We start from the raw sequence: 23,762 nt of genomic DNA on the forward strand, positions 1-23,762 counted from the left end.
CAAACCACCAGCCCGGATCAGGCCAGCTTTTTGTGACGCACACGGTGCGGCTGGGCAGCAGCTTCGCCCAAGCGTTTTTTACGGTCCGCTTCGTACTCGGTGTAGTTACCTTCGAAAAACACCGCTTGCGAGTCGTCTTCGTACGCCAGGATGTGCGTCGCGACGCGGTCAAGGAACCACCGATCGTGAGAGATCACAATGGCAGCACCCGGGAAGTCCAGCAGGGCTTCTTCCAGGGAACGCAGGGTTTCAACGTCGAGGTCGTTGGACGGTTCGTCGAGCAGCAGGACGTTGCCGCCCTCCTTCAGGGTCAGGGCCAGGTGCAAGCGACCGCGCTCACCACCGGACAGGTCCTTGACGAACTTCTGTTGGTCGCCGCCCTTGAAGTTGAAACGGCCTACATAGGTACGCGACGGGATTTCATAGTTGCCGATGCGGATCTGGTCGGAGCCGTCGGAAATCTGCTGGAACACGGTCTTGCTGCCGTCGAGGTCTTCACGGCTCTGGTCCACGCAGGCCAGTTGCACGGTTTCGCCGACTTCGATGGTGCCCGAATCCGGGGTTTCCTTGCCCATCAGCATGCGGAACAGCGTGGATTTACCCGCACCGTTACCGCCGATTACGCCGACGATCGCGCCTTTTGGCATGGAGAACGACAGGTTGTCGATCAGTACGCGGTCGCCATAGCCTTTCGTAACGTTCTTGAACTCGATGACCTTGTCACCCAGGCGCGGACCGGCCGGGATGTAGATCTCGTTGGTTTCCGAGCGCTTCTGGAATTCCTGCGATTGCATTTCTTCAAAGCGTTGCAGACGCGCCTTGGACTTGGACTGGCGGGCCTTGGCGCCTTTGCGCACCCACTCCAGTTCTTCCTTCATGGCTTTTTCATGGGCCGATTGCTGCTTGGATTCGGCGGCCAGACGGTCGGACTTGGCTTCCAGCCAACCGGAGTAGTTGCCCTCGTAAGGGATACCGGCGCCACGGTCGAGCTCAAGGATCCAGCCGGCGACGTTGTCCAGGAAGTAGCGGTCGTGCGTGATCGCAACCACGGTGCCTGGGAAATCGTGGAGGAAGTGTTCCAGCCAGGCGACGGAATCGGCGTCCAGGTGGTTGGTCGGTTCGTCGAGCAGCAGCATGTCGGGGGCCGACAGCAGCAGGCGGCACAGGGCCACGCGGCGCTTCTCGCCACCGGACAGGTGTTCGACCTTGGCGTCCCATGCCGGCAGGCGCAGCGCGTCGGCGGCGACTTCCAGCTGGCGCTCCAGGTTATGACCGTCGCCGGCCTGCAGGATGGCTTCGAGCTTGGCCTGTTCGGCGGCGAGCTTGTCGAAGTCGGCGTCCGGTTCGGCGTAGGCAGCGTAGACCTCGTCCAGGCGCGCCTGGGCGTCCTTGATCACGCTGACGGCTTCTTCGACCACTTCACGCACGGTCTTGGTCGGATCCAGGATCGGCTCTTGCGGCAGGTAGCCGATGTTCAGGTCTGGCATCGGGCGGGCTTCGCCTTCGAACTCGGTGTCGACGCCGGCCATGATTTTCAGCAGCGTGGATTTACCCGAACCGTTGAGGCCGAGTACGCCGATCTTGGCGCCGGGGAAAAAGGACAACGAAATGTTTTTCAGGATTTCCCGCTTCGGGGGGACAACTTTGCCCAGCCGATGCATGGTGAAGACGTATTGAGCCATGGTGAACCTAGCGTCAGTGACTGATGAATTAAGCGGGCGAAGCCCGTGCCAGGCCATGCGCGGCGCGGGCCGTTGACTATCATCAATGCCAGCGTGCGGTATAAAGCCTGAATATCTGGGGCTGGAACGCCCCCGCGTAACCGGCAAAGCTACCTGAATGCGCTTGGTCAGTCCAGCCAGGCAAGGGCTGGCACTTTGCCACAAGTCAAGGCATGCTAGCCGCCCTCCGGGCGTCCGGCTTATAGTGCACGTCGCGCGCCAGTCCAGCCAAACCGCAGGATCACAGCTTGTCCAAAGTCACGCCGCCAACTCCCCTGCGCGCCGCTCATATAGCGCCGGGAGCGCCCCTGCACGGCACCCTCAAGGGCGCATTGGCGACGCTTGTCCTTATGCTGCTCGCGTTATTGTTCTGGCAACTGCTGGACCAGTTGCAGCAAAACCAGAAGAACCAGCAGCAATACACCATCGACTACAGCGCCGACCTGGCTGAACAGATCAGCCTGAACATGGCCCTCAGCGCAAAGATTGCCCTGAACCTGCTGCCGATGGTCGAGCCACCGCGTGACAGCGAACAGCAACAGGCCTTGATGCGGACCTTGCAACGTTCGCTGCCGGAACTGCGCAGCATCGCCCTGCTTGCCCCCAGCGGCGCGATGATCAGCGACAGTGCCAGCGACAGCCAGGACAGCGCCTGGCTCGAAGAACTGGTGCAACGCAGCCACGGCCAGTCTTATTACCTGAGCAACAGCAACGACGGCACCCTCATCTATCTACTGTTGCATCAGCCCAGTGGCGGCTCACGGATGTATTGGGCGCTGCGCCTGGCCCCCAACTACCTGACCAACCTCACCCGCCAGGACGGCCAGGGCCAGCGCCCGATGTGGGCCATCGAGAACCGCATCAACCATCGCGTGGTCAGCCGCGACAGCGGCATGCCCGCGCAGTGGGCGTCTGCATTGACCCCGGACGAACTGAATAAAAGCGTGCTGATCACGCCGTTGAGCAAAAGCGACTGGCAACTGCGCGGGCTGTTCGACCGCAGCGCGGTGCTGGAGCAACTGCTGCCGGCCTTCATCGGCAAATGCCTGCTGGGCCTGGCGTTCTCGTTGATCCCGGTGATCGTGCTGCTGAACATGCGCCGCCGTCAGCGCCAGGTGCATGAGGGGCGGCGGCGCTACCAGGATATTTTCGAAGGCACCGGCGTGGCCCTGTGCGTGCTGGACCTGTCGGGGCTGAACGCGTTCTTCGACAAGACGCGGCTGGAGACCCGCGAGCAGCTGCACGCCTGGCTGCAGCACAACCCCAGCGAGCGCCAGCAACTGCTCAAGGAGCTGCGCGTCACCGAGGTCAACCAGGTGGCGGTCAGCCTGTTGAACGTAGGTTCCTGCGAGCAGGCCTGGGAACGCCTGATCGATGACTGCCCACGCAACGCCACGTCCATCGGTTACCAGATACTCGAAGCCGTGCTGACCCGACAAAGCCAGTTGGAGCTGGAAATCCAGCTCAAGGACGTGGTCGGCAACGAGCAGTACCTGTGGCTGGTGATGCGCCTGCCCGAGCAGCAGGACGATTTCAAGGCGGTGATCCTCAGCATCAGCGATATCACCAGCCGCAAGCTGATCGAACTGTCGCTGGTGGAACGCGAGAGTTTCTGGTCGGATGTGGTGCGCACCGTGCCCGACCACCTGTATGTGCAGGATGTAATCAGCCAGCGCATGATTTTCAGCAACCACCATCTGGGCCACACCCTCGGCTATAACAAGGCCGAATTGCAGCAAATGGGCGAGTACTTCTGGGAAATCCTGCTGCACCCCGAAGACGCCGAGCATTACCACGACTTGCGCCAGCAACAGCGCCAGGTCGGCTATACCACCCAACTGCAATGCCAGTTGCGCTTCCGTCACCGCAATAATGAATGGCGGCGCTTCGATATCCGCGAACAAGCCCTGGCGCGGGACAAGACCGCGCAGATCACCCGCATCATCGGCGTGGCCAAGGACATCACCGACCAGATCGAAGCCAGCGAATCCCTGCGTGACAGCGAACAACGCTACCGCATGCTGGCCGAAAGCATCAGCGACGTGATCTGTTCCACCGACAGTCAGTTGGCCCTCAACTACGTCAGCCCGTCGGTCAACGCCGTGCTCGGCTATGACGTGGACTGGGTGTTCAAGAACGGCTGGCAGTCGATCATCGCCAACCCGCAGCAACTGACCGGCATTTACAGCCTGATGGAACAGGTCAGCCGCGCGCTGGGCGATCCTGATGCACTGAACAGGCTGCGTGATGAGATCCAGACCCAGCTCTTCCTGTTCGACTGCCTGCGCGCCGACGGTCGCAAGGTGCCGATCGAACTGCGCCTGGTGCTGGTGTGGGACGAACACGGCGCTTTCGAGGGCATCCTTGGGGTGGGCCGCGACATCAGCCAGCAACGCCGCGCCGAGAAAGACCTGCGCATGGCGGCCACGGTATTCGAGCACTCCACTTCGGCGATCCTGATCACTGACCCCGCCGGCTATATCGTGCAGGCCAACGAGGCGTTCAGCCGGGTCAGCGGCTATGCGGTCAGCGATGTACTCGACCAGTTGCCGAACATGCTCACCGTCGATGAACAGCAGGAAGCCCACCTGCGCTATGTGCTCAAGCAATTGCACCAGCACAGCACCTGGGAAGGCGAAGTGTGGCTCAAGCGCCGCAATGGCGAGCATTACCCGGCGTGGGTCGGCATTACTGCGGTGTTCGACGATGAAGGCGACCTGGCCAGCTATGTATGCTTCTTCAGTGACATCAGCGAGCGCAAGGCCAGCGAGCAGCGCATCCACCGCCTGGCCTACTACGACGCCCTGACCCACCTGCCCAACCGCACACTGTTCCAGGACCGCCTGCACACCGCGCTGCAGTCCGCCGAACGGCAGAAGTCGTGGGTGGTGCTGATGTTCCTCGACCTCGACCGCTTCAAGCCGATCAACGACTCCCTGGGCCACGCCGCCGGCGACCGCATGCTCAAGGAAATGGCCACCCGCCTGCTGGGCTGCGTCGCCGAAGACGACACTGTGGCGCGCATGGGCGGTGATGAGTTCACCTTGCTCCTGCAGCCACGGGTCAACCGTGACATGGCACTCAACCGTGCGATTCATGTGGCCGAGCAGATCCTCGCCAGCCTGGTGAAACCTTTCGTGCTGGAAGGTCGTGAGTTCTTCGTGACCGCCAGTATCGGTATCGCCCTGAGCCCGCAGGACGGTAACGAACTGAGCCAGTTGATGAAAAACGCCGACACGGCGATGTATCACGCCAAGGAACGCGGCAAGAACAACTTCCAGTTCTACCAGGCCGACATGAACGCCAGCGCCCTGGAACGCCTGGAGCTGGAAAGCGACCTGCGCCACGCCCTGGACCAGAACGAATTCGTGCTCTATTACCAGCCGCAGTTCAGCGGCGACGGTAAACGCCTGACCGGCGCCGAAGCCCTGCTGCGCTGGCGCCACCCTCGACGCGGGCTGGTGCCGCCGGGAGACTTCATCCCGGTGCTGGAAGAGTTGGGCCTGGTGGTGGACGTGGGCGACTGGGTGATCAGCGAAGCCTGTCGCCAGCTCAAGACCTGGCACCAGAACAAGGTGCGGGTGCCGAAAGTCTCGGTGAATATCTCGGCGCGACAATTCTCCGACGGCCAGTTGGGTACGCGCATCGCCACCATCCTCAAGGACACCGGCCTGCCGCCGGCGTGCCTGGAGCTGGAGCTGACCGAAAGCATCCTGATGCGTGAGGTCAACGAGGCCATGCAGATCCTCGACAGCCTGAAGAACCTGGGCCTGAGCATTGCGGTCGACGACTTTGGCACCGGTTACTCGTCGCTCAACTACCTCAAGCAGTTCCCCATCGACGTGCTGAAGATCGACCGCACCTTCGTCGACGGCCTGCCCTCCGGCGAACAGGACGCCCAGATCGCCCGCGCCATTATCGCCATGGCCCACAGCCTGAACCTGGCGGTGATCGCCGAGGGGGTGGAAACCCATGAACAGCTGGATTTCCTGCGTGAGCATGGCTGCGATGAGGTGCAGGGCTACCTGTTCGGGCGGCCGATGCCGGCGAATCGGTTCGAAGCGCAGTTCAGCAATGATGCGCTGTTCATGTTCGACTGAAATTCTGCGGTGAAGCCACTGGCCTCATCGGGGGCAAGCCCCCTCCCACATTCTGATCTGCGAACACATTCAACTGTGGAAGGGGCTTGCCCCCCGATAAGGCACTCACAGCCACCGCCTATCCCCAGATGAGCCCCACTTGTCCGCGACATGATGTCCTTTCATATGCCATCTAAAACCCATTGGGTTAGAATGCCCTCCTTTTCTGCCCCCGATCCTTGAGGACCGCCATGTTCAGCCGTGATTTGACTATTGCCAAGTACGACGCCGATCTCTTCGCCGCCATGGAGCAAGAAGCCGTGCGCCAGGAAGAGCACATTGAGCTGATCGCTTCGGAAAACTACACCAGCCCTGCGGTGATGGAGGCTCAAGGTTCGGTTCTGACCAACAAGTACGCCGAAGGCTACCCGGGCAAGCGCTACTACGGTGGTTGCGAGTACGTCGACGTGGTTGAGCAACTGGCCATTGACCGTGCCAAGGAACTGTTCGGCGCCGACTACGCCAACGTCCAGCCGCACGCCGGTTCCCAAGCCAACAGCGCCGTGTACCTGGCCCTGCTGCAAGGCGGCGACACCATCCTGGGCATGAGCCTGGCCCACGGCGGTCACCTGACCCACGGCGCCAGCGTTTCCTCCTCCGGCAAGCTGTACAACGCCGTTCAATACGGTATCGATGCCAACGGCCTGATCGACTACGACGAAGTCGAGCGCCTGGCGGTTGAACACAAGCCAAAAATGATCGTGGCCGGTTTCTCTGCCTACTCGCAGATCCTGGACTTCCCACGCTTCCGCGCCATCGCTGACAAGGTCGGTGCGTACCTGTTCGTCGACATGGCCCACGTGGCCGGTCTGGTCGCCGCTGGCGTCTACCCGAACCCGGTACCTTTCGCTGACGTCGTGACCACCACCACCCACAAGACCCTGCGCGGTCCACGTGGCGGCCTGATCCTGGCTCGTGCCAACGCCGACATCGAGAAGAAGCTGAACTCCGCCGTATTCCCAGGCGCCCAGGGTGGCCCGCTGGAGCACGTGATCGCCGCCAAAGCGATCTGCTTCAAGGAAGCGCTGCAGCCTGAGTTCAAGACCTACCAGCAACAAGTGGTAAAGAACGCCCAGGCCATGGCCAGCGTGTTCATCGAGCGCGGCTTTGACGTAGTGTCTGGCGGTACTGAAAACCACCTGTTCCTGCTGTCGCTGATCAAGCAAGACATCTCCGGTAAGGATGCTGACGCGGCTCTGGGCAAAGCCTTCATCACCGTGAACAAGAACTCCGTGCCGAACGATCCACGTTCGCCGTTCGTCACCTCCGGCCTGCGCTTCGGCACCCCGGCTGTGACCACTCGCGGCTTCAAGGAAGCAGAGTGCAAGGAACTGGCCGGCTGGATCTGCGACATCCTGGCCGACCTGAACAACGAAGCCGTGATCGACGCGGTACGTGAGAAGGTCAAGGCCATCTGCAAGAAGCTGCCGGTGTACGGCGCTTGATTGCAGTTGCTTGACTAAAAAGCCCGGCTCTTGAGCCGGGCTTTTTTATTCCTGATAAACGCGCCGGAAACCTTCGCGAATCTTGTCTTCGGGCAACTCATCGGCAATGAACACGATCACACTCTCTCGCACCTCGCCTTCGGCCCATTCGGTATCCCAATCGAAACCGTAGAGCTTGAGCACGCCCTGGAACACCATGCGCCGGTCTTCCCCGGCAATGTTCAGCACGCCTTTGTAGCGCAGCAGTTGCTTGCCGTGGTCTTCCAGCAGTTCGTTCATGAACTCACTGAGTCGGTCGATATCCAGCGGCTGGTCGGTGCGCAATACCAGGCTGGAGATACGATCGATGGACGGCGCCTTGCTCACCGGACGCAAGCTCATGCCGGCATTGAGGTTGAAGCCGCGCACATCGAGCAACTCGGCCAGGTCGATCTTGCCATGATCCACCACCCGGATCGGCGCACGACGATTGATGCGGGTCAGGCGCTCACTGAGCGCATCGAAGGTAGCGTCATCCACCAGGTCGCGTTTGCTCACCAACAGGCGGTCGGCAAAGCCGATCTGGGCCTGGGCAATGGTCTGGGTCAGGTGGTGTTCGGCGTGGGCCGCGTCCACCAGGGTGATGATGCCGTCGAGGATATAGCGCTCGCGCAGTTCCTCGTCGATGAAAAAGGTCTGGGCCACAGGTGCCGGGTCGGCCAGGCCGGTGCACTCGATCACCAGGCGGTCGAAGGCGATCTCGCCGCTGTCCAGGCGCTCGAGCAGCAGGTACAGGGCCTTGGTCAGGTCGGTGTGGATGGTGCAGCACACGCAGCCGTTGGACAGGGTCATGACTTGCACCGGTTCTGCGCCCAACAGCTGGGTGTCGATACCGGCGTCACTGAATTCGTTTTCGATCACGGCGATTTTCAGGCCGTGCTCGGCTTTGAGCAGGTGGCGCAGCAAGGTGGTCTTGCCGGCGCCGAGGAAGCCGCTGAGGACCGTGACTGGAATGGGAGAGGACAAAAGAAATTCTCCTTGAAGGAACACAGAAACAAATGTGGGAGGGGGCTCGCCCCCGATAGCAGCGTGTCAGGCACTTACCTGTCACTGACACACCGCTATCGGGGGCAAGCCCCCTCCCACAGGGATATTGCGTTAACTCAACAGCACTTGGGCCCACCCTTGCCGCCGTAACGGGCTTCCTGGCGCTCCCGGAAGAACGCCTTGTAGTCCATCACCGGCTTGTCCGGGTGTTTGGTTTGCATATGCTCGACGTAGGTGTCGTAGTCGGGCATGCCGACCATCAGGCGCGCGGCCTGACCGAGGTATTTACCGAGGCGACTGATGTCATTGAACATGGTTGCAACCCTCGATTACGCGTCCGGTACAGCCTGGAACGGGGCTTCTTTATCCGTACGTTCTTTGTTGCCCCAGGCGGCGACGCCGACCTTGAGCGCATAGAACAGGATGCTGAACACCACGAACAGGAACAGCGCCGTCAGCGTTGCGTTGGTGTAGGCGTTGTAGATTACGTGCTGCATCTGGTCGATGCTCTTCGCGGGGGCGAGGATCTGGCCGTTGGCCAATGCATCGCTGTACTTCTTGGCCAGCGACAGGAAGCCAATCGCAGGGTTCGCGTCGAACAGCTTGATGAAGCCCGCCGTGGTGGTGCAGATCAGCAGCCAGACGGCCGGCAGCATGGTCACCCAGATGTAGCGTTGGCGTTTCATTTTGATCAGCACAACGGTTGCCAGCATCAGCGCGATACCTGCCAGCATCTGGTTGGAGATACCGAACAGTGGCCACAAGGTGTTGATACCGCCCAGTGGGTCGATCACGCCCTGGTACAGCAGGTAACCCCACATCGCCACGCAACCGGCGGTTGCAATGAGGTTGGCGGTCCACGACTCGGTGCGTTTCAGCGCCGGCACGAAGGAACCCAGCAGGTCCTGCAGCATGAAGCGGCCGGCACGGGTGCCCGCATCCACCGCCGTCAGGATGAACAGGGCTTCGAACAGGATCGCAAAGTGGTACCAGAATGCCATGGTGTTTTCACCCGGCAGTACGCTGTGCAGGATCTGTGCGATACCCACCGCCAATGTCGGCGCACCACCGGCACGGGCCAGAATGGTGGTTTCGCCGATATCATGGGCCACGGCTTGCAGCGCCTCAGGCGTGATCGCAAAGCCCCAACTGCTGACGGTTTGCGCCACGGCCACCACATCACCACCGACCACAGCGGCCGGGCTGTTCATGGCGAAGTACACGCCAGGTTCGATCACCGAAGCGGCGACCATCGCCATGATGGCCACGAACGACTCCATCAGCATGCCGCCGTAACCGATGTAGCGGGCGTTGGTTTCGTTATCCAGCAGCTTGGGCGTGGTGCCCGAGGAGATCAGCGCGTGGAAACCCGAGACCGCGCCACAGGCGATGGTGATGAACAGGAACGGGAACAGGCCGCCCTTCCACACCGGGCCGGTACCGTCGATGAACTGGGTCAAGGCCGGCATTTTCAGTTCTGGCATGGTGACCAGGATGCCGATCGCCAGGGCGATGATGGTACCGATTTTGAGGAAGGTGGAAAGGTAGTCACGCGGAGCCAGGATCAGCCACACCGGCAGAACGGCGGCGACGAAACCGTAGCCGATCAGCATCCAGGTGATCTGGATACCGGTGAAGGTGAACGCCTTGGCCCAGACCGGATCAGCGGCAATCTGCCCGCCCAGCCAGATCGAACCCAGCAGCAACAGCACGCCGATGATCGAGATTTCACCGATGCGGCCCGGGCGGATGTAGCGCATGTAGATGCCCATGAACATCGCGATCGGGATGGTCGCCATCACCGTGAAAATGCCCCATGGGCTCTCGGCCAGGGCCTTGACCACGATCAGCGCCAGCACCGCGAGGATGATGATCATGATCAGGAAGCAGCCGAACAGCGCGATGGTCCCCGGGATGCGGCCCATCTCTTCGCGAACCATGTCGCCCAGGGAACGGCCGTTGCGACGGGTGGACAGGAACAGGACCATGAAGTCCTGCACCGCACCGGCCAGCACCACGCCGGCAATCAGCCAGAGCGTGCCGGGCAGGTAACCCATTTGCGCCGCCAATACCGGGCCGACCAGCGGGCCTGCACCGGCAATCGCCGCAAAGTGGTGACCAAAAAGGATGTGTTTGTTGGTCGGCACATAGTCCAGACCGTCGTTGTTGAGCACTGCGGGGGTGGCCCGCCGTGGGTCGAGTTGCATCACATTGTTAGCGATGAACAGACTGTAGTAACGGTACGCAACCAGGTAGATGGCCACAGCAGCGACCACAATCCACAAGGCGTTGATCGCCTCGCCGCGGCGCAAGGCCACTACGCCCAGGGCGCACGCTCCTACGATTGCCAGCACCAGCCAGGGTAGGTGGCGTAGCAGGCTATTATTATTTTTCATTTTTATATTCCAGCCAGGGTGGACAGAAAGGACAGCCATCCGGAGTTTAGCGCTACTGGACTTAAAGGCCACCCCCCTACGTTGGTCTAGAGCCTTCTGCGGACAAAAAAAGCAGAAAAACCGAGCCAATAGTGGCGCACGGCTACAATCCCCCTATCCCCGGAGGGCTTCACCATGACCGAGCAACCGTCTGACCGCCGTCGTTTCCGCCGCATCGCCTTTGATGCCAAGACCGAAATTCGGCAAAACGGCCGCGAATGGCCAGTGCAATTGGTGGATCTGTCGCTAAAAGGCCTGCTGGTGCAACGGCCGGAAGACTGGAAGGGCAACAAGGCGCTGCCGTTCGACGTCGATATACGCCTGGATCCCAAAGCGCATATAAAGATGCAAGTGCGACTGACCCATGAGGATCCTGAGCAACTGGGGTTTGTGTGTCAGCACATCGACCTGGATTCGATCAGCCACTTGCGGCGGTTGATCGAGTTGAACCTGGGTGACGAGGACGAGCTGCACCGGGAGTTGGCCGCCTTGCTGGAAGTATGACGGCTCAGGGAAATGCCGTACGCGCCGGGAAGTCGCTTTCCGTGTCCCAGTAACCGGCTTTCTGCGTCGATGCCGCCTGCCACTGGCCGTCCACCCAACGGTAGGTCTGGTAACGCGTGGCAAAATCATCGTCACCGTCGCCGTCCATAAAGCACGAGATTTGCAACAGCTCATCCGCACTACCGTCGACGGGCGTCGAAACCTTCCAGGCCGCCTTGCCGGTGCTGGCCAGGGTCAGTGGTTTGAGTTTGCCATCGGTGTCCTGGTAGCTCACCGGCTCCAGTTGCTGTTTGGCAGGCAGCAACAGTTGCGTGGCCGGGCCACTGTAGCTGCCCATGGGCGCGGTCTGATCAATGATCAAAAAATACACAGGCGCGGGCTGTCCCTTGAGCGGGGCTTTCTTGACCTTGGCCAGCGGGTAGCCGAGGTCCTTGCGCGCGATCACCTCGCCGGCGGCCGACACCAGACGCACCTGGGCGTCGAGCAACGGGTTTTCAACCAGGTCACCGGGCTCGTCGAACGAGTCTTCGTCCAACCCGTTGCCCCAACTGTCCTTGTGCAATTGAGCGCTGATGCGCTGGTCTTCCAGCACCTGCAGCACGCTGCCTTCTTCCGTGACCAGCTTTTGCGCCAGGCGATATCCCGCCGGCAAGTCGGCCCACGCCAGGACAGGCAGACCGGCCAAGGTCATGAACAGGGCGAGCACGCCCCAGCGATTCGTTCGTTGCATTGCGCCCATCCCTGTTTACTCGAAAAGTGCATCCAGTGCCTGCTCCAGGCGGGTCACCCCAATAATCTGTATCCCGGGCGGCGATTCCTTCGGTGCGTTGCCCTTGGGCACGATGGCGCGCTTGAAACCATGCTTGGCCGCTTCCTTCAAGCGCTCCTGGCCGCTGGGCACCGGGCGAACTTCACCGGACAAACCGACTTCACCAAACACCAGCAGGTCATGGGGCAATGGCCGGTTACGCAGGCTGGACATGACTGCCGCCATCAACGCCAGGTCGGAGGCGGTCTCCAGCACCTTGACCCCGCCGACCACGTTGAGGAACACGTCCTGGTCATGGGTCGGGATGCCACCGTGGCGGTGCAGGACCGCCAACAGCATCGCCAGGCGGTTCTGGTCCAGGCCCAGGGTCACGCGGCGCGGGTTGGCCAGGTGGCTGTCATCCACCAACGCCTGCACTTCCACCAGCATCGGCCGGGTGCCTTCCCACGTTGCCATCACCACACTGCCTGGGACTTCTTCCTGGGCACGCGTCAGGAAAATCGCTGATGGGTTGGAGACTTCTTTCAGCCCCCGGTCGGTCATGGCGAATACACCCAACTCGTTCACCGCCCCGAAGCGGTTCTTCACCGCCCGCAGCAAGCGCAGGCGACCATCGGACTCGCCCTCGAAATACAGCACCGTGTCGACCATATGCTCGAGCACCCGAGGCCCGGCCAGCGCGCCTTCCTTGGTGACGTGGCCGACCAGGAAGATCGCCGTGCCGCTCTGCTTGGCATACCGCACCAGCAGCGCCGCACTCTCGCGCACCTGGGACACGCCGCCCGGCGCCGATTGCAACTGCTCGGTGAAAATGGTCTGGATCGAGTCGATCACCATGACCTTGGGCTTTTCGATACGGGCCGTGGCAATGATGCTTTCGATGCAGGTCTCGGTCATGACCCGCAGCTGATCCTGGGGCAACCCCAGGCGGCGGGCGCGCATGGCCACTTGTTGCTGGGATTCTTCGCCGGTGACGTACAGCGCCGGCATGCGGCTGGCGATGCTGCACAGGGTTTGCAGCAAAATCGTCGACTTTCCGATGCCCGGGTCGCCGCCGATCAGCACCACCGAGCCGTCCACCAGGCCGCCGCCCAGCACGCGGTCCAATTCGCCGGATGCCGTGGAAAAACGCGGGATCTCTTCGACGCTGACTTCAGCCAGGGTCTTGATCTGCGCCTGCTGCCCGGTCCAGCCAGCGCGACCGGTGGGGGCCGCCGCACCGCCACTCTCAATCATGGTTTCAGTCAGGGTGTTCCACGCACCGCACTCGGAGCACTGGCCGGCCCACTTGGGAAAGGTCGCGCCGCACTCCGTGCAGCCGTACATGCGCTTGGCCTTTGCCATTTGAGAACCTCCAACCGAAAAACCGCGATGATAGCTCAGCGCGACGCAGGGGTCCGGATTTCACCACTGGCCAAGCGTGAAGCGGTGTTACCGACCGGGTCTTCGGCATTGAGATCGGCCCCCTTGGCCTTGAGTTCATCCAGCAGCTCGACACGCTTGAACAGCCCGGCGTACATGGCCGCGGTCTGTCCGGCACCGTTGCGCTGGTCGGGGTTGCAGTCGGTGGCCAGCAGGCGCTGGGCGATTTTCAACTCGCCCTTGAAGATCGCGCCCATCAGCGCGGTGTTGCCGCGTTTGTCCTGCACGCAGGCGTCGGCACCGGCGTTGAGCAGGCGCTCCACGAAAGGCCCCTGGCCGTGGTAGGCAGCGAGGATCAGCGCGGTGTAGCCCTTGTCGTCCTGGGTGTTGAGGCTGTAGCCGGAGTCGATAAAGGTATTGAGCATGTCGAGGTCGCCACGGCGGGCGGCGTCGAAATAGTAGTCCTGCAATTGGGCCTTGAGCGCCACCGGGTCGGGAGTCTCGGCATTGGCGACAAAGGCCAGCATGGCCATCAGCAAGCCGATAGAAATTCGCATGGTTGTTCTCCTGCCAGGGGTCGACGCCCGTATCGGGGCGTCGACCGTAACCAACGGATCAGTCAGTCAGTTTTTCCGCCAGCGCCTTCACGCGCGCCAGGTCACCTTTGGCCACCTTGGCTACACCGGTGCCGTACTCCGGGTCGGCTTTGTAGAGGAACGACAGGATGATGTGTTTGCTCTCGTCATCGGTGGTGGCCAGCGAGCCGCCGAAGTTTTCGATCAAGTCCTGACGCTCTTTCTTGCTGTAGGAGCGGTACAAGTCACCCGCTTGCTTGAAGTTCTGCTCACGCTGGATCTTCGCCTGCTGGGTGCTGCCTGACAGCGCCGACTGGCTGTAGCGCGCGGTTTGCGGTTCTTCCCGTGGCAACAGGCGACTTGGCTGGTAGTTCACACCGGTGGTGGTCTTGCCGAAGTTCATCGCGCCGTCCTGGTTGCCGTTGTTGACGGTCACCCGTGGCGCGTTGATCGGCAGTTGCAGGGCATTGGCGCCCAGGCGATACATCTGGGTGTCGGCGTAGGAGAACACCCGGCCTTGCAGCAGGCGATCTTCCGACGGCTCGATGCCCGGCACCAGGTTGGCCGGAGCCATGGCTACCTGCTCGGTTTCCTGGAACACGTTGGCCGGGTTGCGGTTCAACACCATTTGCCCGACTTTGCGCTCAGGCACGTTCGGCCAGATCTTGGTGGCGTCCAGCGGGTCGAAATCGAACTTGGCCAGGTCTTCAGGCTTGAGCACCTGCACGTACAGGTCCCACTTGGGGAAGTCGCCCTTGTTGATGTGAGTGACCAGGTCGTTGGTCATGTGGCTGTAGTCGCGGCCCTGCACTTCGGTGACCTGCTTGGGATCGAGGTTCTTGATGCCTTGCAGGCTTTTCCAGTGGAACTTGACGTAGTGCACTTCACCCTTGGCGTTGATCAGCTTGTAGGCGTGCACACCGTTGCCGTCCATCTCCCGATAACTGGCCGGGGTGCCGGAGTCGGAGTACAACTCGGTCAGCGTACGGGTGGCTTCGGGAACGTGGGAGAAGAAGTCGAAGCGCCGCGAATCGTCATCCAGGTTGGTACGTGGGTCTGGCTTGAACGCGTGGACCATGTCAGGGAACTTGATGGCATCACGGATGAAGAACGTCGGGAAGTTGTTGCCCACCAAATCCCAATTGCCTTCGGCGGTATAGAACTTGGTGGCGAAACCGCGTGGGTCACGCAGGGTTTCCGGGGAGTGGTTGCCGTGGACCACGGCGGAGAAGCGCACGAACACCGGGGTGGCCTCGCCGGCGGCAAACACCTTGGCCTTGGTCAGGTCGCTGAGGCTGTCAGTGACGGTAAAGGTGCCGTGGGCACCGGTACCACGGGCGTGTACGACGCGCTCGGGGATGCGTTCGCGGTCGAAGCGCTGCAATTTCTGAATAAGCTGCACATCCTGGAGTAGCACCGGGCCATTGGCGCCGGCGGTTTGCGAGTTCTGGTTGTCACCGACGGCGGCACCGTTGTCGCGGGTCAGGTTGGCGGCGTGTACAGACAGGGAAAGCAGGCTGGCGGTCACCAGTACCAGCGCGGATCGCGCGGTAACAGGCCCGCGGCTCATTGGATTGTTCATCGAGGTTTCCTCTGGTTTTTTTAGTGCACATTCAGTTGTGCTTGCCAGAGGCTAGTGACCCGCGAGTCAGAAGATAAATAGAAAAGCCATAACAACCCGATTGATAAAATAATCTGGTAAGTCGCTGATTTGGCGGGTATTTCGCGCGCGATTGATGGCACTTTGCAAACTAATTGCGTTTTAATGTGTCGATAAAAGCTAACAGTGTGAGCGGTTGTTTCAGGCAAGCCCTCTACGACTGACTTACACTGGGTACCACCCTTCTCATCTGTAACAAGGAATAACCTATGGGCGTGATCAGTGAGTTCAAGGCCTTCGCGGTCAAAGGTAATGTGGTCGACATGGCCGTCGGTATTATCATCGGCGCAGCCTTCGGCAAAATTGTTTCCTCGTTTGTAGGCGACGTGGTGATGCCGCCCATTGGTCTGTTGATCGGTGGCGTGGACTTCGGTGACCTGGCGATAACACTAAAGGCTGCCCAAGGCGATGTGCCTGCGGTGGTCCTGGCATACGGCAAGTTCATCCAGAGCGTCATCGACTTTGTGATCATCGCGTTTGCGATCTTTATGGGCGTGAAGGCGATCAATCGCCTCAAACGTGAAGAGGCCGTGGCGCCAAGCCTGCCGCCGACACCGACCAAGGAAGAAGTGCTGCTGGGTGAGATCCGCGATCTGCTCAAGGCACAGAACGACAAGCCGCTCTAATCGAGCCGGCATGAAAAGGCGCCTGTTTGAGGCGCCTTTTTTATTACCAGTAGTTCTCCACCGCCACCTGGCCGGGTCGCCGGCTCAAGCTCAGGTTCATATCGCGCAGCTTGAGCAGTTGGCGCGTGTCATCGACCATCTGCGGGTTGCCGCAAATCAGAACGCGGGAGTGTTCCGGGGTCAGTCCGACGCCGGCCGCGCGTTCCAGTTCGCCATTTTCGATCAGCGTGGTGATGCGTCCATTCAATGCGCCGGGGTGTTGTTCGCGGGTAACAATGGGGATGTAGGTCAGTTTGTGTGCGTATTCGGTCAGGTATTCGCGTTCGCCCAACTCGTTGATCAGCTCTTGGTAAGCCAGCTCTTTGGCTTCCCGTGCGCTGTATACCAGGATGATGCGCTCGAATTTCTCCCAGACCTCGAAGTCTTGCAGGATCGACAAAAACGGCGCCACCCCGGTGCCGGTGCCAAGCATCCACAAATCCCGACCGTCGACGAAGCGGTTCAAGGTCAGGAACCCCGTGGCCTGGCGCTCCACCATCAAGGTATCGCCGACTCGCAGACGGCTCAGCTCGCTGGTGAACTCACCGTCCGGCACGACAATCGAGAAAAAATCCAGGTGCTCATCAAACGGCGAGGACACCAAGGAATACGCACGCCATACCGTGCTGCCATCCGCCTTGGTGACACCCAGGCGTACAAACTGGCCCGCAGTAAAACGAAAGCCCGGGTCGCGGGTGGTGCGCAGGGTAAACAGGCTGGGGGTCAGCGATTGCACGTCGAGCAAGATCTGGCGGGTAAATTTCTCAGCACTGGCCGTCATGGGGGGCTCCGTTCTACAGGTGCCCTAGTGTCGCTCAAAGTCGTGCGCGGAAACACCCACGATAGGGAGTGGCATCACACCACTACTCAATGATGGCAAATTAATTTCACCCTCGATCAATTCGCTATTAGTTTTAAAAACTACCTCATATAGCCGCTGTTAGTGGGTTGTTACAGGGGCTTCAACCCCCTAATAAATCGCGAGTTTCAAACTTGCCAATTGCTTGGCTAACTACCTTCCAGTGAAAAAATTCTTAAACCTTACAGCGCAAGAACGAAATTTTCCTCTCGCCATGTAGTACGTGTCCTACACTGATTTTCGTGCAACGTTGGGGATAAAGGACGTACCTCAAGTCACGGAGATCCCATGGAGATTTACCCATGCTTAACTGGCGAAATACACGACTCCACTCGCTTGAAGGTGAGGACGAGGTCACCAGCGTATTTGAAATGACCATCAACAAGGCCTACGAACTCGGCTTCCAATACTGTTCCTTCAAGATGAGTTCTCAACTCACCAAGGGTCAAATCAAACCCGTAGAGCTTACAAACTATCCAATTGAATGGAAAAATCTATACAACCAAGCGCACTACTCCGATGTAGACCCTGTAGTGAAACATTGTAGGGAGGGCGTGTTACCCCTTGTCTGGAAGGAGGAAACATTCAAAGACGTGCCCAGCCTTTGGTCTTTGGCCGCAACCTTGGAGGTACACAAGGCGTTGACCATCAGCGTGCATGATTTCCGGGGGGTCTTCAGCATGCTGACGTTGAGCCGTGGCAAGGGTGACATCAGCCCGGAAGAATTGTATGAAAAAGCAGGAATGGCGCTATGGCTCTGCCACGCCATGCATGCCGTGCTGGCGCAGAAGTTTGACGAAAAACCCAGTATCCCCCCAACCAGCAAATTGACTGAGCGGGAAACGGAAGTCCTTATGTGGTCTGGCATGGGCAAGACCGCAGCAGATATCGCCGCCATCCTTTGTTTGTCCGAGCGTACGGTAGGCTTTCATATCAGCAGTTGCCTCAAGAAACTGGGCGTCAACAACAAAATCGCCGCCGTGCTTCGCGCCGCTCGGGCCGGGATCATTTAAAACACGCCATGTAATCCGCTTGAAAAAAACGTAACATTTACCGCGCATTCTGAGTGCTGAGCAGCCCCTTCCGGGGAGTCGCCCGTGGTTCACTCAGACGGTTCGGCAACCGCTGTCGAACACCCATCGTTTACCCAGAGTCTCCCCCGCCATGCCCCTGCTCGAAAGCCCCTTTGCCCAGCTCGATCTGATCCGTCAGCCAGAGCAACACAACGATCCGCTGCAAGCCTTCGATGCCGCCGACGAGTACCTGCTCAGCCACTTGGCCGAACAGCAGCCGGGCGCGCAAACCCGGGTGCTGGTGCTCAACGACAGCTTCGGCGCCCTTGCCGCCAGCCTTCAAGGCAAGGTGCAACTGACCTCCAGTGGCGATTCGTTCCTGGCGGCGCAAGGCCTGGAAAAAAACCTGGTGCGCAACGGCAAGGCGTTTGACGCCGTTGCGTTCATCCCGGCCAGCCACATCCCCACCGGGCCGTTCGACCGGGTGCTGATCCGCGTACCCAAAACCCTGGCATTGCTGGAAGAACAACTGATTCGCTTGCAAGGCCAACTGGCCCCGGGTGCCGAGGTGATCGCCGGGGCGATGATCAAGCATTTGCCACGGGCGGCGGGCGAGTTGCTGGAGCGTTACATTGGCCCGATGCACGCATCGCTCGCGGTAAAAAAGGCGCGATTGCTGATCGCCACCGTTGAAGATCGCCCCGCTGCCGTGTCGCCCTACCCCACCCGCTACACCCTGGACGCACCGGCTATCGAACTGCTGAACCATGCCAACGTGTTCTGCCGCGAAAGCCTGGACATCGGCACTCGCGCCTTCCTGCCCCACCTGCCGAAAAACCTGGGCAACGCCCGCGTGGCAGACCTGGGTTGCGGCAACGGCGTACTGGCGATTGCCAGCGCCCTGCAAAACCCCGAAGCGCATTACACCTTGGTGGACGAGTCCTACATGGCGGTGCAATCGGCGGCCGAAAACTGGCAAGCGGCCCTCGGTGAGCGTGATGTGGTCGTGCGTGCCGCCGACGGCCTGGCAGGGCAAGAGCCGCAATCCCTGGACGTGGTGCTGTGCAATCCACCGTTCCACCAGCAGCAGGTGGTCGGCGATTTCCTCGCCTGGCGCATGTTCCAACAGGCACGGGAAGCCCTGGTGGTAGGCGGCGCCCTTTATATCGTCGGCAACCGCCACCTCGGTTATCACACCAAGCTGGCGCGCCTGTTCCGGGGTGTCGAGCAAGTCGCCACCACGCCAAAATTCGTGATCCTCAAGGCGCGCAAATAAAAAAACCCTGCTTCTCTGGCGAAAAGCAGGGCTGGAAAGCCGGGCCGCAAAGCCCGGATCGGGATGTCAGTGGGTGGTCAGGCCAGCCGCACTCATAAACATGCGCATCAGGCTCGCCACGACGAACAGGGCCAGCACACTGCCCGTCCAGATCATCGCCAGCCACCCCAGGCGCCGCCACAACGGCTGCTTCTCGGCCTGTTCAATCTCGTGCAACGAAGGTTTGCCGGACATGGAACGCCCCTCCTAGTGGTAACCGTCTTCGTGGGTGACCTTGCCGCGGAACACGTAGTAGCTCCAGAAGGTATAGCCCAGGATGAACGGGATAATGAATAGCGTACCCACCAGCATGAAGCCCTGGCTCTGGGGCGGCGCGGCAGCGTCCCAGATCGACACCGATGGCGGAATGATGTTGGGCCACAGGCTGATACCCAAGCCGCTGTAGCCCAGGAAGATCAGCACCAGCGTCAGCAGGAACGGCGTGTAGTGCGCATTACGCGCCACGGCACGGAACAACCCGTACAGGGTCACCAGCACCAGGATCGGCACCGGCAGGAACCAGAACAGGTTCGGCAGGGTGAACCAGCGCGAGGCGATTTCCGGGTGCGTCAGCGGCGTCCAGATACTCACGATGCCGATCACCGCCAGCACCACGAAGGCCAACGGTCGCGCCAGGTTGTGCATTTTTTCCTGAAGCGGGCCTTCGGTCTTCATGATCAACCAGGTGCAGCCGAGCAACGCGTAGGCCACGATCAGCGCCACGCCGCAGAACATCGTGAACGGCGTGAGCCAGTCCAGCGAACCGCCGGCAAACTGGCGATTCACCACCGGGATGCCATCGATGAATGCGCCCAGCGCCACGCCCTGGAAGAACGTGGCCGCCAGTGAACCGCCGATAAAGGCCTTGTCCCATAGATGACGCTTGTGGTCCTTGGCCTTGAAGCGGAACTCGAAGGCCACACCGCGGAAGATCAGCCCGATCAGCATCAGGATCAGCGGCAGGTACAGCGCCGACAACACCACCGAATAGGCCAGCGGGAACGCACCGAACAACGCTGCGCCGCCCAGTACCAGCCAGGTTTCGTTGCCGTCCCACACCGGGGCCACGGTGTTCATCATCACGTCACGGTCGGTCTTGCCCGGGATAAACGGAAACAGGATGCCGATACCCAGGTCGAAGCCGTCCATGACCACGTACATCATGATGCCGAAGATAATGATCACGGCCCAGATCAGCGGAAGATCAATACCCATCTCAATGCCCCTTGTGCTGGATGTGCGCGTGATCGTCGTCGCTGCCATCATCGGCGGCGGACAACGGACGGGCCGGTGTACGTTTCTGGCCCGGGCCACCATGGGTGGGCTCGCTGCCTTCGTGGGTCTGAGGCCCTTTGCGCACCAGGCGCATCATGTAGCCCAGGCCTGCGCCGAACAGCGCGAAGTACACCACCACGAACAACACCAGGGTGATGGTCATCTGCGCCAGGCTATGCCCGGAGGACGCGTCCGCCGTGCGCATCAGCCCGTAGACCACCCACGGCTGGCGGCCGATCTCGGTGGTGAACCAACCCGCAAGTATGGCGATCAGGCCGGACGGCCCCATCCACAACGCCAAGTACAGGAACGGTTTGGACGTGTACATCTTGTCGCCCCGGCGTAGCCAGAGGCTGAACAGGCCGGTGAAGATCATCAGGAAGCCCAGGCCGACCATGACCCGGAACGACCAGAACACGATGGTCGAGTTGGGGCGGTCCTCCGGTGGAAACTCCTTGAGGGCCGGCACTTGCTTATCCAGGGAGTGAGTGAGGATCAGGCTGCCCAGGTAAGGGATCTCCACCGCGTACTTGGTTTTCTCGGCCTTCATGTCGGGCCAGCCAAACAGGATCAATGGCGTTGGTTCGTTGCCGATGTTTTCCCAGTGGCCTTCAATCGCGGCGATTTTCGCCGGTTGGTGCTTCAAGGTATTGAGGCCATGGAAATCACCGATCACCGCCTGGATGGGCGCAACGATCAGGGCCATCCACATTGCCATGGAGAGCATCTTGCGGATCGCCGGGTTGTCCTTGCCGCGCAGCAAGTGCCAGGCTGCCGAAGAACCGACGAAGAACGCCGTGGCCACAAAGGCCGCCGTGGCCATGTGCGCCAGGCGATAGGGGAACGACGGGTTGAATACCACGGCGAACCAGTCGGTCGGGATCACGCGGCCATCGATGATTTCAAACCCCTGGGGCGTCTGCATCCAGCTGTTGGACGAAAGGATCCAGAACGTAGAAATCAACGTCCCCACGGCCACCATCACGGTGGAGAAGAAGTGCAGGTTGCGCCCGACCTTGTTCCAGCCGAACAGCATCACGCCGAGGAAACCCGCCTCGAGGAAGAACGCCGTGAGCACTTCGTACGTAAGCAGCGGGCCGGTGACGGCGCCGGCAAAGTCCGAGAAGCGGCTCCAGTTGGTGCCGAACTGGTAGGCCATGACCAGGCCGGACACCACACCCATGCCGAAGTTGACCGCAAAGATCTTCGACCAGAAGTGGTAGAGGTCGCGGTAGGTGTCGTTGTGGGTCTTGAGCCACAAGCCTTCCAGCACCGCGAGGTAACTGGCCAGGCCGATGGTGATCGCCGGGAACAGGATGTGGAACGAGATGGTGAACGCAAATTGAATTCGGGCGAGATCGAGCGCCTCCAAACCGAACATAAGTCTTCCTCTGTCAGGTAATACCGGCTGCTGGCGGGAGCCTGCACCCACTGCCCCCACGGATATGGAGTCTGGCGAATTTCGATTCGTTTCTTTTTTTAGCCAACCACGTAGGGAATCTGGCCCGGAGGCCGCCAGGCCGATGCCCGGGCGGGCATTGATCTGGATCAAGCATTGCTGAAAGAGTAGTCCCATTTTCAGGAATGAACTGTGTGGTCTTTTGCCGCGTGACAGACTGCCTCAGCTCAGTTGTTGCAACTATCTGTTACAACTTAATGATAATCTCGGCGCTTCCTTTGGCTCTGATCTGAATTCCCCGATGCCTAGTGAACCCGCGTTGCTGTTGCGTCACCACCGCCCTTTCATCGCGTTCTGGCTGGCGCGCATCTTCACCGCCAGCGGCTTCCAGATGCTCACCGTGGCCATCGGCTGGAACCTCTACCAACTGACCGGCAATGTGCTGGACCTGGGGCTGGTCGGCCTCGTGGAGTTCGTACCGCGCGTACTGTTCATGCTGCACACCGGGCATGTGGCCGACCGCTATGAGCGACGCAAGGTGGCCGCCATCTGCCAGACCGTGCAGGCGCTGATTGCCCTGAGCCTGGCCATCGGCGGCCTGACCGGCAACGTGACCCGCGAGATGATCTTTATCCTCGCCTTCCTGCTGGGTGCCGCGCGCTCGTTCGAAATGCCCACCACTCAGGCACTGCTGCCAAGCATCGTGCCCAGCGCGCTGTTCCCACGCGCCGTGGCCTCGTCGCAGTCAGCCCAGCAACTGGCGACCATTGTCGCGCCGGCGCTCGGCGGTTTGCTCTACGCGTTCGGCAGCGTGTGGGTGTATGGCCCTACCGTGGTGCTGTACCTCATTGCCTGCGTGCTGACCCTCAACCTGCCCGCCCGCCAGACCCCGTTGAATAAAGGCAAGGCCACCCTGGATTCGCTGCTGGCCGGCATTCGGTTTATCCGCAGCCGCCCGGACATTCTCGGCGCCATTTCCCTCGACCTGTTTGCGGTGCTGCTGGGCGGTGCGACCGCGCTGTTGCCGGTGTTCGCCAAGGACATCCTGCTGACCGGCGCCTGGGGCCTGGGCCTGCTGCGCTCGGCGCCGGCGGTGGGGGCGTTGCTGATGTCGCTGTGGCTGGCGCGGTTCTCGGTGGACCGCCATGTGGGCCGCGTGATGTTCACCGCTGTCGGTGTGTTCGGCGTGGCGACCATCGCCTTCGGCCTGTCCACCTCCTTCTGGTTTTCCCTGGCGGTGCTGGTGGTGCTGGGGGCGGCGGACATGATCAGCATGGTCATCCGTGCGTCCTTCGTGCAGCTGGAAACCCCAGATGAAATGCGCGGTCGGGTCAGTGCGGTCAATGGCCTGTTTATCGGAGCGTCGAACCAGTTGGGCGAATTCGAATCCGGGATCACGGCCCACTGGTTCGGCACCGTGCCCGCCGTGGTCATGGGCGGGCTCGGTACCCTGGTGGTGACGGGCGTGTGGATCAAGCTGTTCCCGACCCTGGCCAACCGTGACCGCATGCACGTGCCGGTGGAAGAGCCTATTCAAAAAACCAGCGTATAACCCATGTGGGAGGGGGCTTGCCCCCGATAGCGCCATGTCAGTCACAGC

General features: G+C 60.8%; 19 protein-coding genes. 7 read left to right on the forward strand and 12 right to left on the reverse strand.

The genetic code is table 11. From position 1 onward, the window contains the following. Window positions 1-17 precede the first annotated feature (17 nt). Window positions 18-1,682: an energy-dependent translational throttle protein EttA gene (gene ettA / locus LUU92_RS24955; protein ID WP_071489964.1), complete on the reverse strand. Its 1,665-nt coding sequence runs from the start codon at window positions 1,680-1,682 to the stop codon at window positions 18-20. Between the two features lie 287 nt (window positions 1,683-1,969). Between ettA and LUU92_RS24960 the strand changes: the two genes are divergently transcribed. Both LUU92_RS24960 and glyA read left to right on the forward strand, forming a co-directional pair. Continuing rightward, window positions 1,970-5,821, forward strand: coding sequence for a sensor domain-containing protein (locus tag LUU92_RS24960; protein WP_071489963.1), 3,852 nt, complete (start codon window positions 1,970-1,972; stop codon window positions 5,819-5,821). Window positions 5,822-6,051: 230 nt separating this feature from the next. Next, window positions 6,052-7,305 (forward strand): serine hydroxymethyltransferase, encoded by a 1,254-nt coding sequence (glyA, locus tag LUU92_RS24965; RefSeq protein WP_058427701.1) that lies wholly within the window; start codon window positions 6,052-6,054, stop codon window positions 7,303-7,305. A gap of 45 nt (window positions 7,306-7,350) precedes the next feature. Here the strand turns inward: glyA and yjiA are convergent, their stop codons facing one another. The 3 genes from yjiA to LUU92_RS24980 all read right to left on the reverse strand — a co-directional run bounded on the left by yjiA (window position 7,351) and on the right by LUU92_RS24980 (window position 10,727). Then, complete coding sequence (yjiA, locus tag LUU92_RS24970) at window positions 7,351-8,310, reverse strand: GTPase (RefSeq protein ID WP_071489962.1); 960 nt, start codon at window positions 8,308-8,310, stop codon at window positions 7,351-7,353. Between the two features lie 137 nt (window positions 8,311-8,447). After that, on the reverse strand, window positions 8,448-8,645 hold the full coding sequence (locus LUU92_RS24975) for a YbdD/YjiX family protein (RefSeq protein WP_003194308.1): 198 nt from the start codon (window positions 8,643-8,645) through the stop codon (window positions 8,448-8,450). A 15-nt stretch (window positions 8,646-8,660) separates the two neighbouring features. Further along, the gene (locus LUU92_RS24980) at window positions 8,661-10,727 is read right to left on the reverse strand and encodes a carbon starvation CstA family protein (RefSeq protein WP_058427703.1); all 2,067 of its coding nucleotides are present in this window, start codon (window positions 10,725-10,727) and stop codon (window positions 8,661-8,663) included. Window positions 10,728-10,901: 174 nt separating this feature from the next. Here LUU92_RS24980 and LUU92_RS24985 point away from each other — a divergent pair, with 174 nt between their 5' ends. Further along, window positions 10,902-11,270, forward strand: coding sequence for a PilZ domain-containing protein (locus tag LUU92_RS24985; protein ID WP_257102790.1), 369 nt, complete (start codon window positions 10,902-10,904; stop codon window positions 11,268-11,270). A 4-nt stretch (window positions 11,271-11,274) separates the two neighbouring features. Here the strand turns inward: LUU92_RS24985 and LUU92_RS24990 are convergent, their stop codons facing one another. From LUU92_RS24990 to katB, 4 genes are read right to left on the reverse strand one after another with little or no spacing between them, the layout of a single operon-like run. After that, a complete protein-coding gene (locus LUU92_RS24990) occupies window positions 11,275-12,000 on the reverse strand; it encodes a hypothetical protein (protein WP_071490029.1) in 726 nt (241 codons plus the stop codon). Between the two features lie 15 nt (window positions 12,001-12,015). Then, on the reverse strand, window positions 12,016-13,383 hold the full coding sequence (gene radA / locus LUU92_RS24995) for a DNA repair protein RadA (RefSeq protein ID WP_049711449.1): 1,368 nt from the start codon (window positions 13,381-13,383) through the stop codon (window positions 12,016-12,018). Window positions 13,384-13,418: 35 nt separating this feature from the next. Beyond that, the gene (locus LUU92_RS25000; protein WP_257102791.1) at window positions 13,419-13,958 is read right to left on the reverse strand and encodes an ankyrin repeat domain-containing protein; all 540 of its coding nucleotides are present in this window, start codon (window positions 13,956-13,958) and stop codon (window positions 13,419-13,421) included. 58 nt (window positions 13,959-14,016) lie between these two features. Further along, the gene (gene katB / locus LUU92_RS25005) at window positions 14,017-15,558 is read right to left on the reverse strand and encodes a catalase KatB (RefSeq protein ID WP_071489959.1); all 1,542 of its coding nucleotides are present in this window, start codon (window positions 15,556-15,558) and stop codon (window positions 14,017-14,019) included. A 287-nt stretch (window positions 15,559-15,845) separates the two neighbouring features. Here katB and mscL point away from each other — a divergent pair, with 287 nt between their 5' ends. After that, window positions 15,846-16,262 carry a large-conductance mechanosensitive channel protein MscL gene (gene mscL, locus LUU92_RS25010; protein ID WP_071489958.1) on the forward strand — a complete coding sequence of 139 codons (417 nt, stop codon included), beginning with the start codon at window positions 15,846-15,848 and terminating at the stop codon, window positions 16,260-16,262. 43 nt (window positions 16,263-16,305) lie between these two features. Here the strand turns inward: mscL and LUU92_RS25015 are convergent, their stop codons facing one another. Then, window positions 16,306-17,082, reverse strand: a complete 777-nt coding sequence (locus LUU92_RS25015) for a ferredoxin--NADP reductase (protein ID WP_257102792.1) — start codon at window positions 17,080-17,082, stop codon at window positions 16,306-16,308. A 380-nt stretch (window positions 17,083-17,462) separates the two neighbouring features. Between LUU92_RS25015 and LUU92_RS25020 the strand changes: the two genes are divergently transcribed. Then, window positions 17,463-18,173 carry a helix-turn-helix transcriptional regulator gene (locus tag LUU92_RS25020; RefSeq protein ID WP_257102793.1) on the forward strand — a complete coding sequence of 237 codons (711 nt, stop codon included), beginning with the start codon at window positions 17,463-17,465 and terminating at the stop codon, window positions 18,171-18,173. Window positions 18,174-18,324: 151 nt separating this feature from the next. Next, window positions 18,325-19,449, forward strand: coding sequence for a methyltransferase (locus LUU92_RS25025; RefSeq protein WP_071489955.1), 1,125 nt, complete (start codon window positions 18,325-18,327; stop codon window positions 19,447-19,449). 66 nt (window positions 19,450-19,515) lie between these two features. Here LUU92_RS25025 and LUU92_RS25030 read toward each other — a convergent pair whose 3' ends face one another. Genes LUU92_RS25030 through LUU92_RS25040 form a run of 3 tightly spaced genes read right to left on the reverse strand, consistent with a single transcriptional unit; the run spans window position 19,516 to window position 22,144 of the window. After that, window positions 19,516-19,683: a DUF2474 domain-containing protein gene (locus LUU92_RS25030; protein ID WP_071489954.1), complete on the reverse strand. Its 168-nt coding sequence runs from the start codon at window positions 19,681-19,683 to the stop codon at window positions 19,516-19,518. A gap of 12 nt (window positions 19,684-19,695) precedes the next feature. Continuing rightward, entirely contained in the window at window positions 19,696-20,703 is a 1,008-nt protein-coding gene (gene cydB / locus LUU92_RS25035; protein ID WP_222540459.1) for a cytochrome d ubiquinol oxidase subunit II, read from the reverse strand. Between the two features lies 1 nt (window position 20,704). Further along, entirely contained in the window at window positions 20,705-22,144 is a 1,440-nt protein-coding gene (locus tag LUU92_RS25040; protein ID WP_071489952.1) for a cytochrome ubiquinol oxidase subunit I, read from the reverse strand. A 319-nt stretch (window positions 22,145-22,463) separates the two neighbouring features. Between LUU92_RS25040 and LUU92_RS25045 the strand changes: the two genes are divergently transcribed. Further along, window positions 22,464-23,714, forward strand: a complete 1,251-nt coding sequence (locus tag LUU92_RS25045; protein WP_257102794.1) for an MFS transporter — start codon at window positions 22,464-22,466, stop codon at window positions 23,712-23,714. The last annotated feature ends 48 nt before the right edge of the window (window positions 23,715-23,762 follow it).

It is taken from the genome of Pseudomonas extremorientalis (genome assembly GCF_024584605.1).
Lineage (GTDB): Bacteria > Pseudomonadota > Gammaproteobacteria > Pseudomonadales > Pseudomonadaceae > Aquipseudomonas > Aquipseudomonas extremorientalis.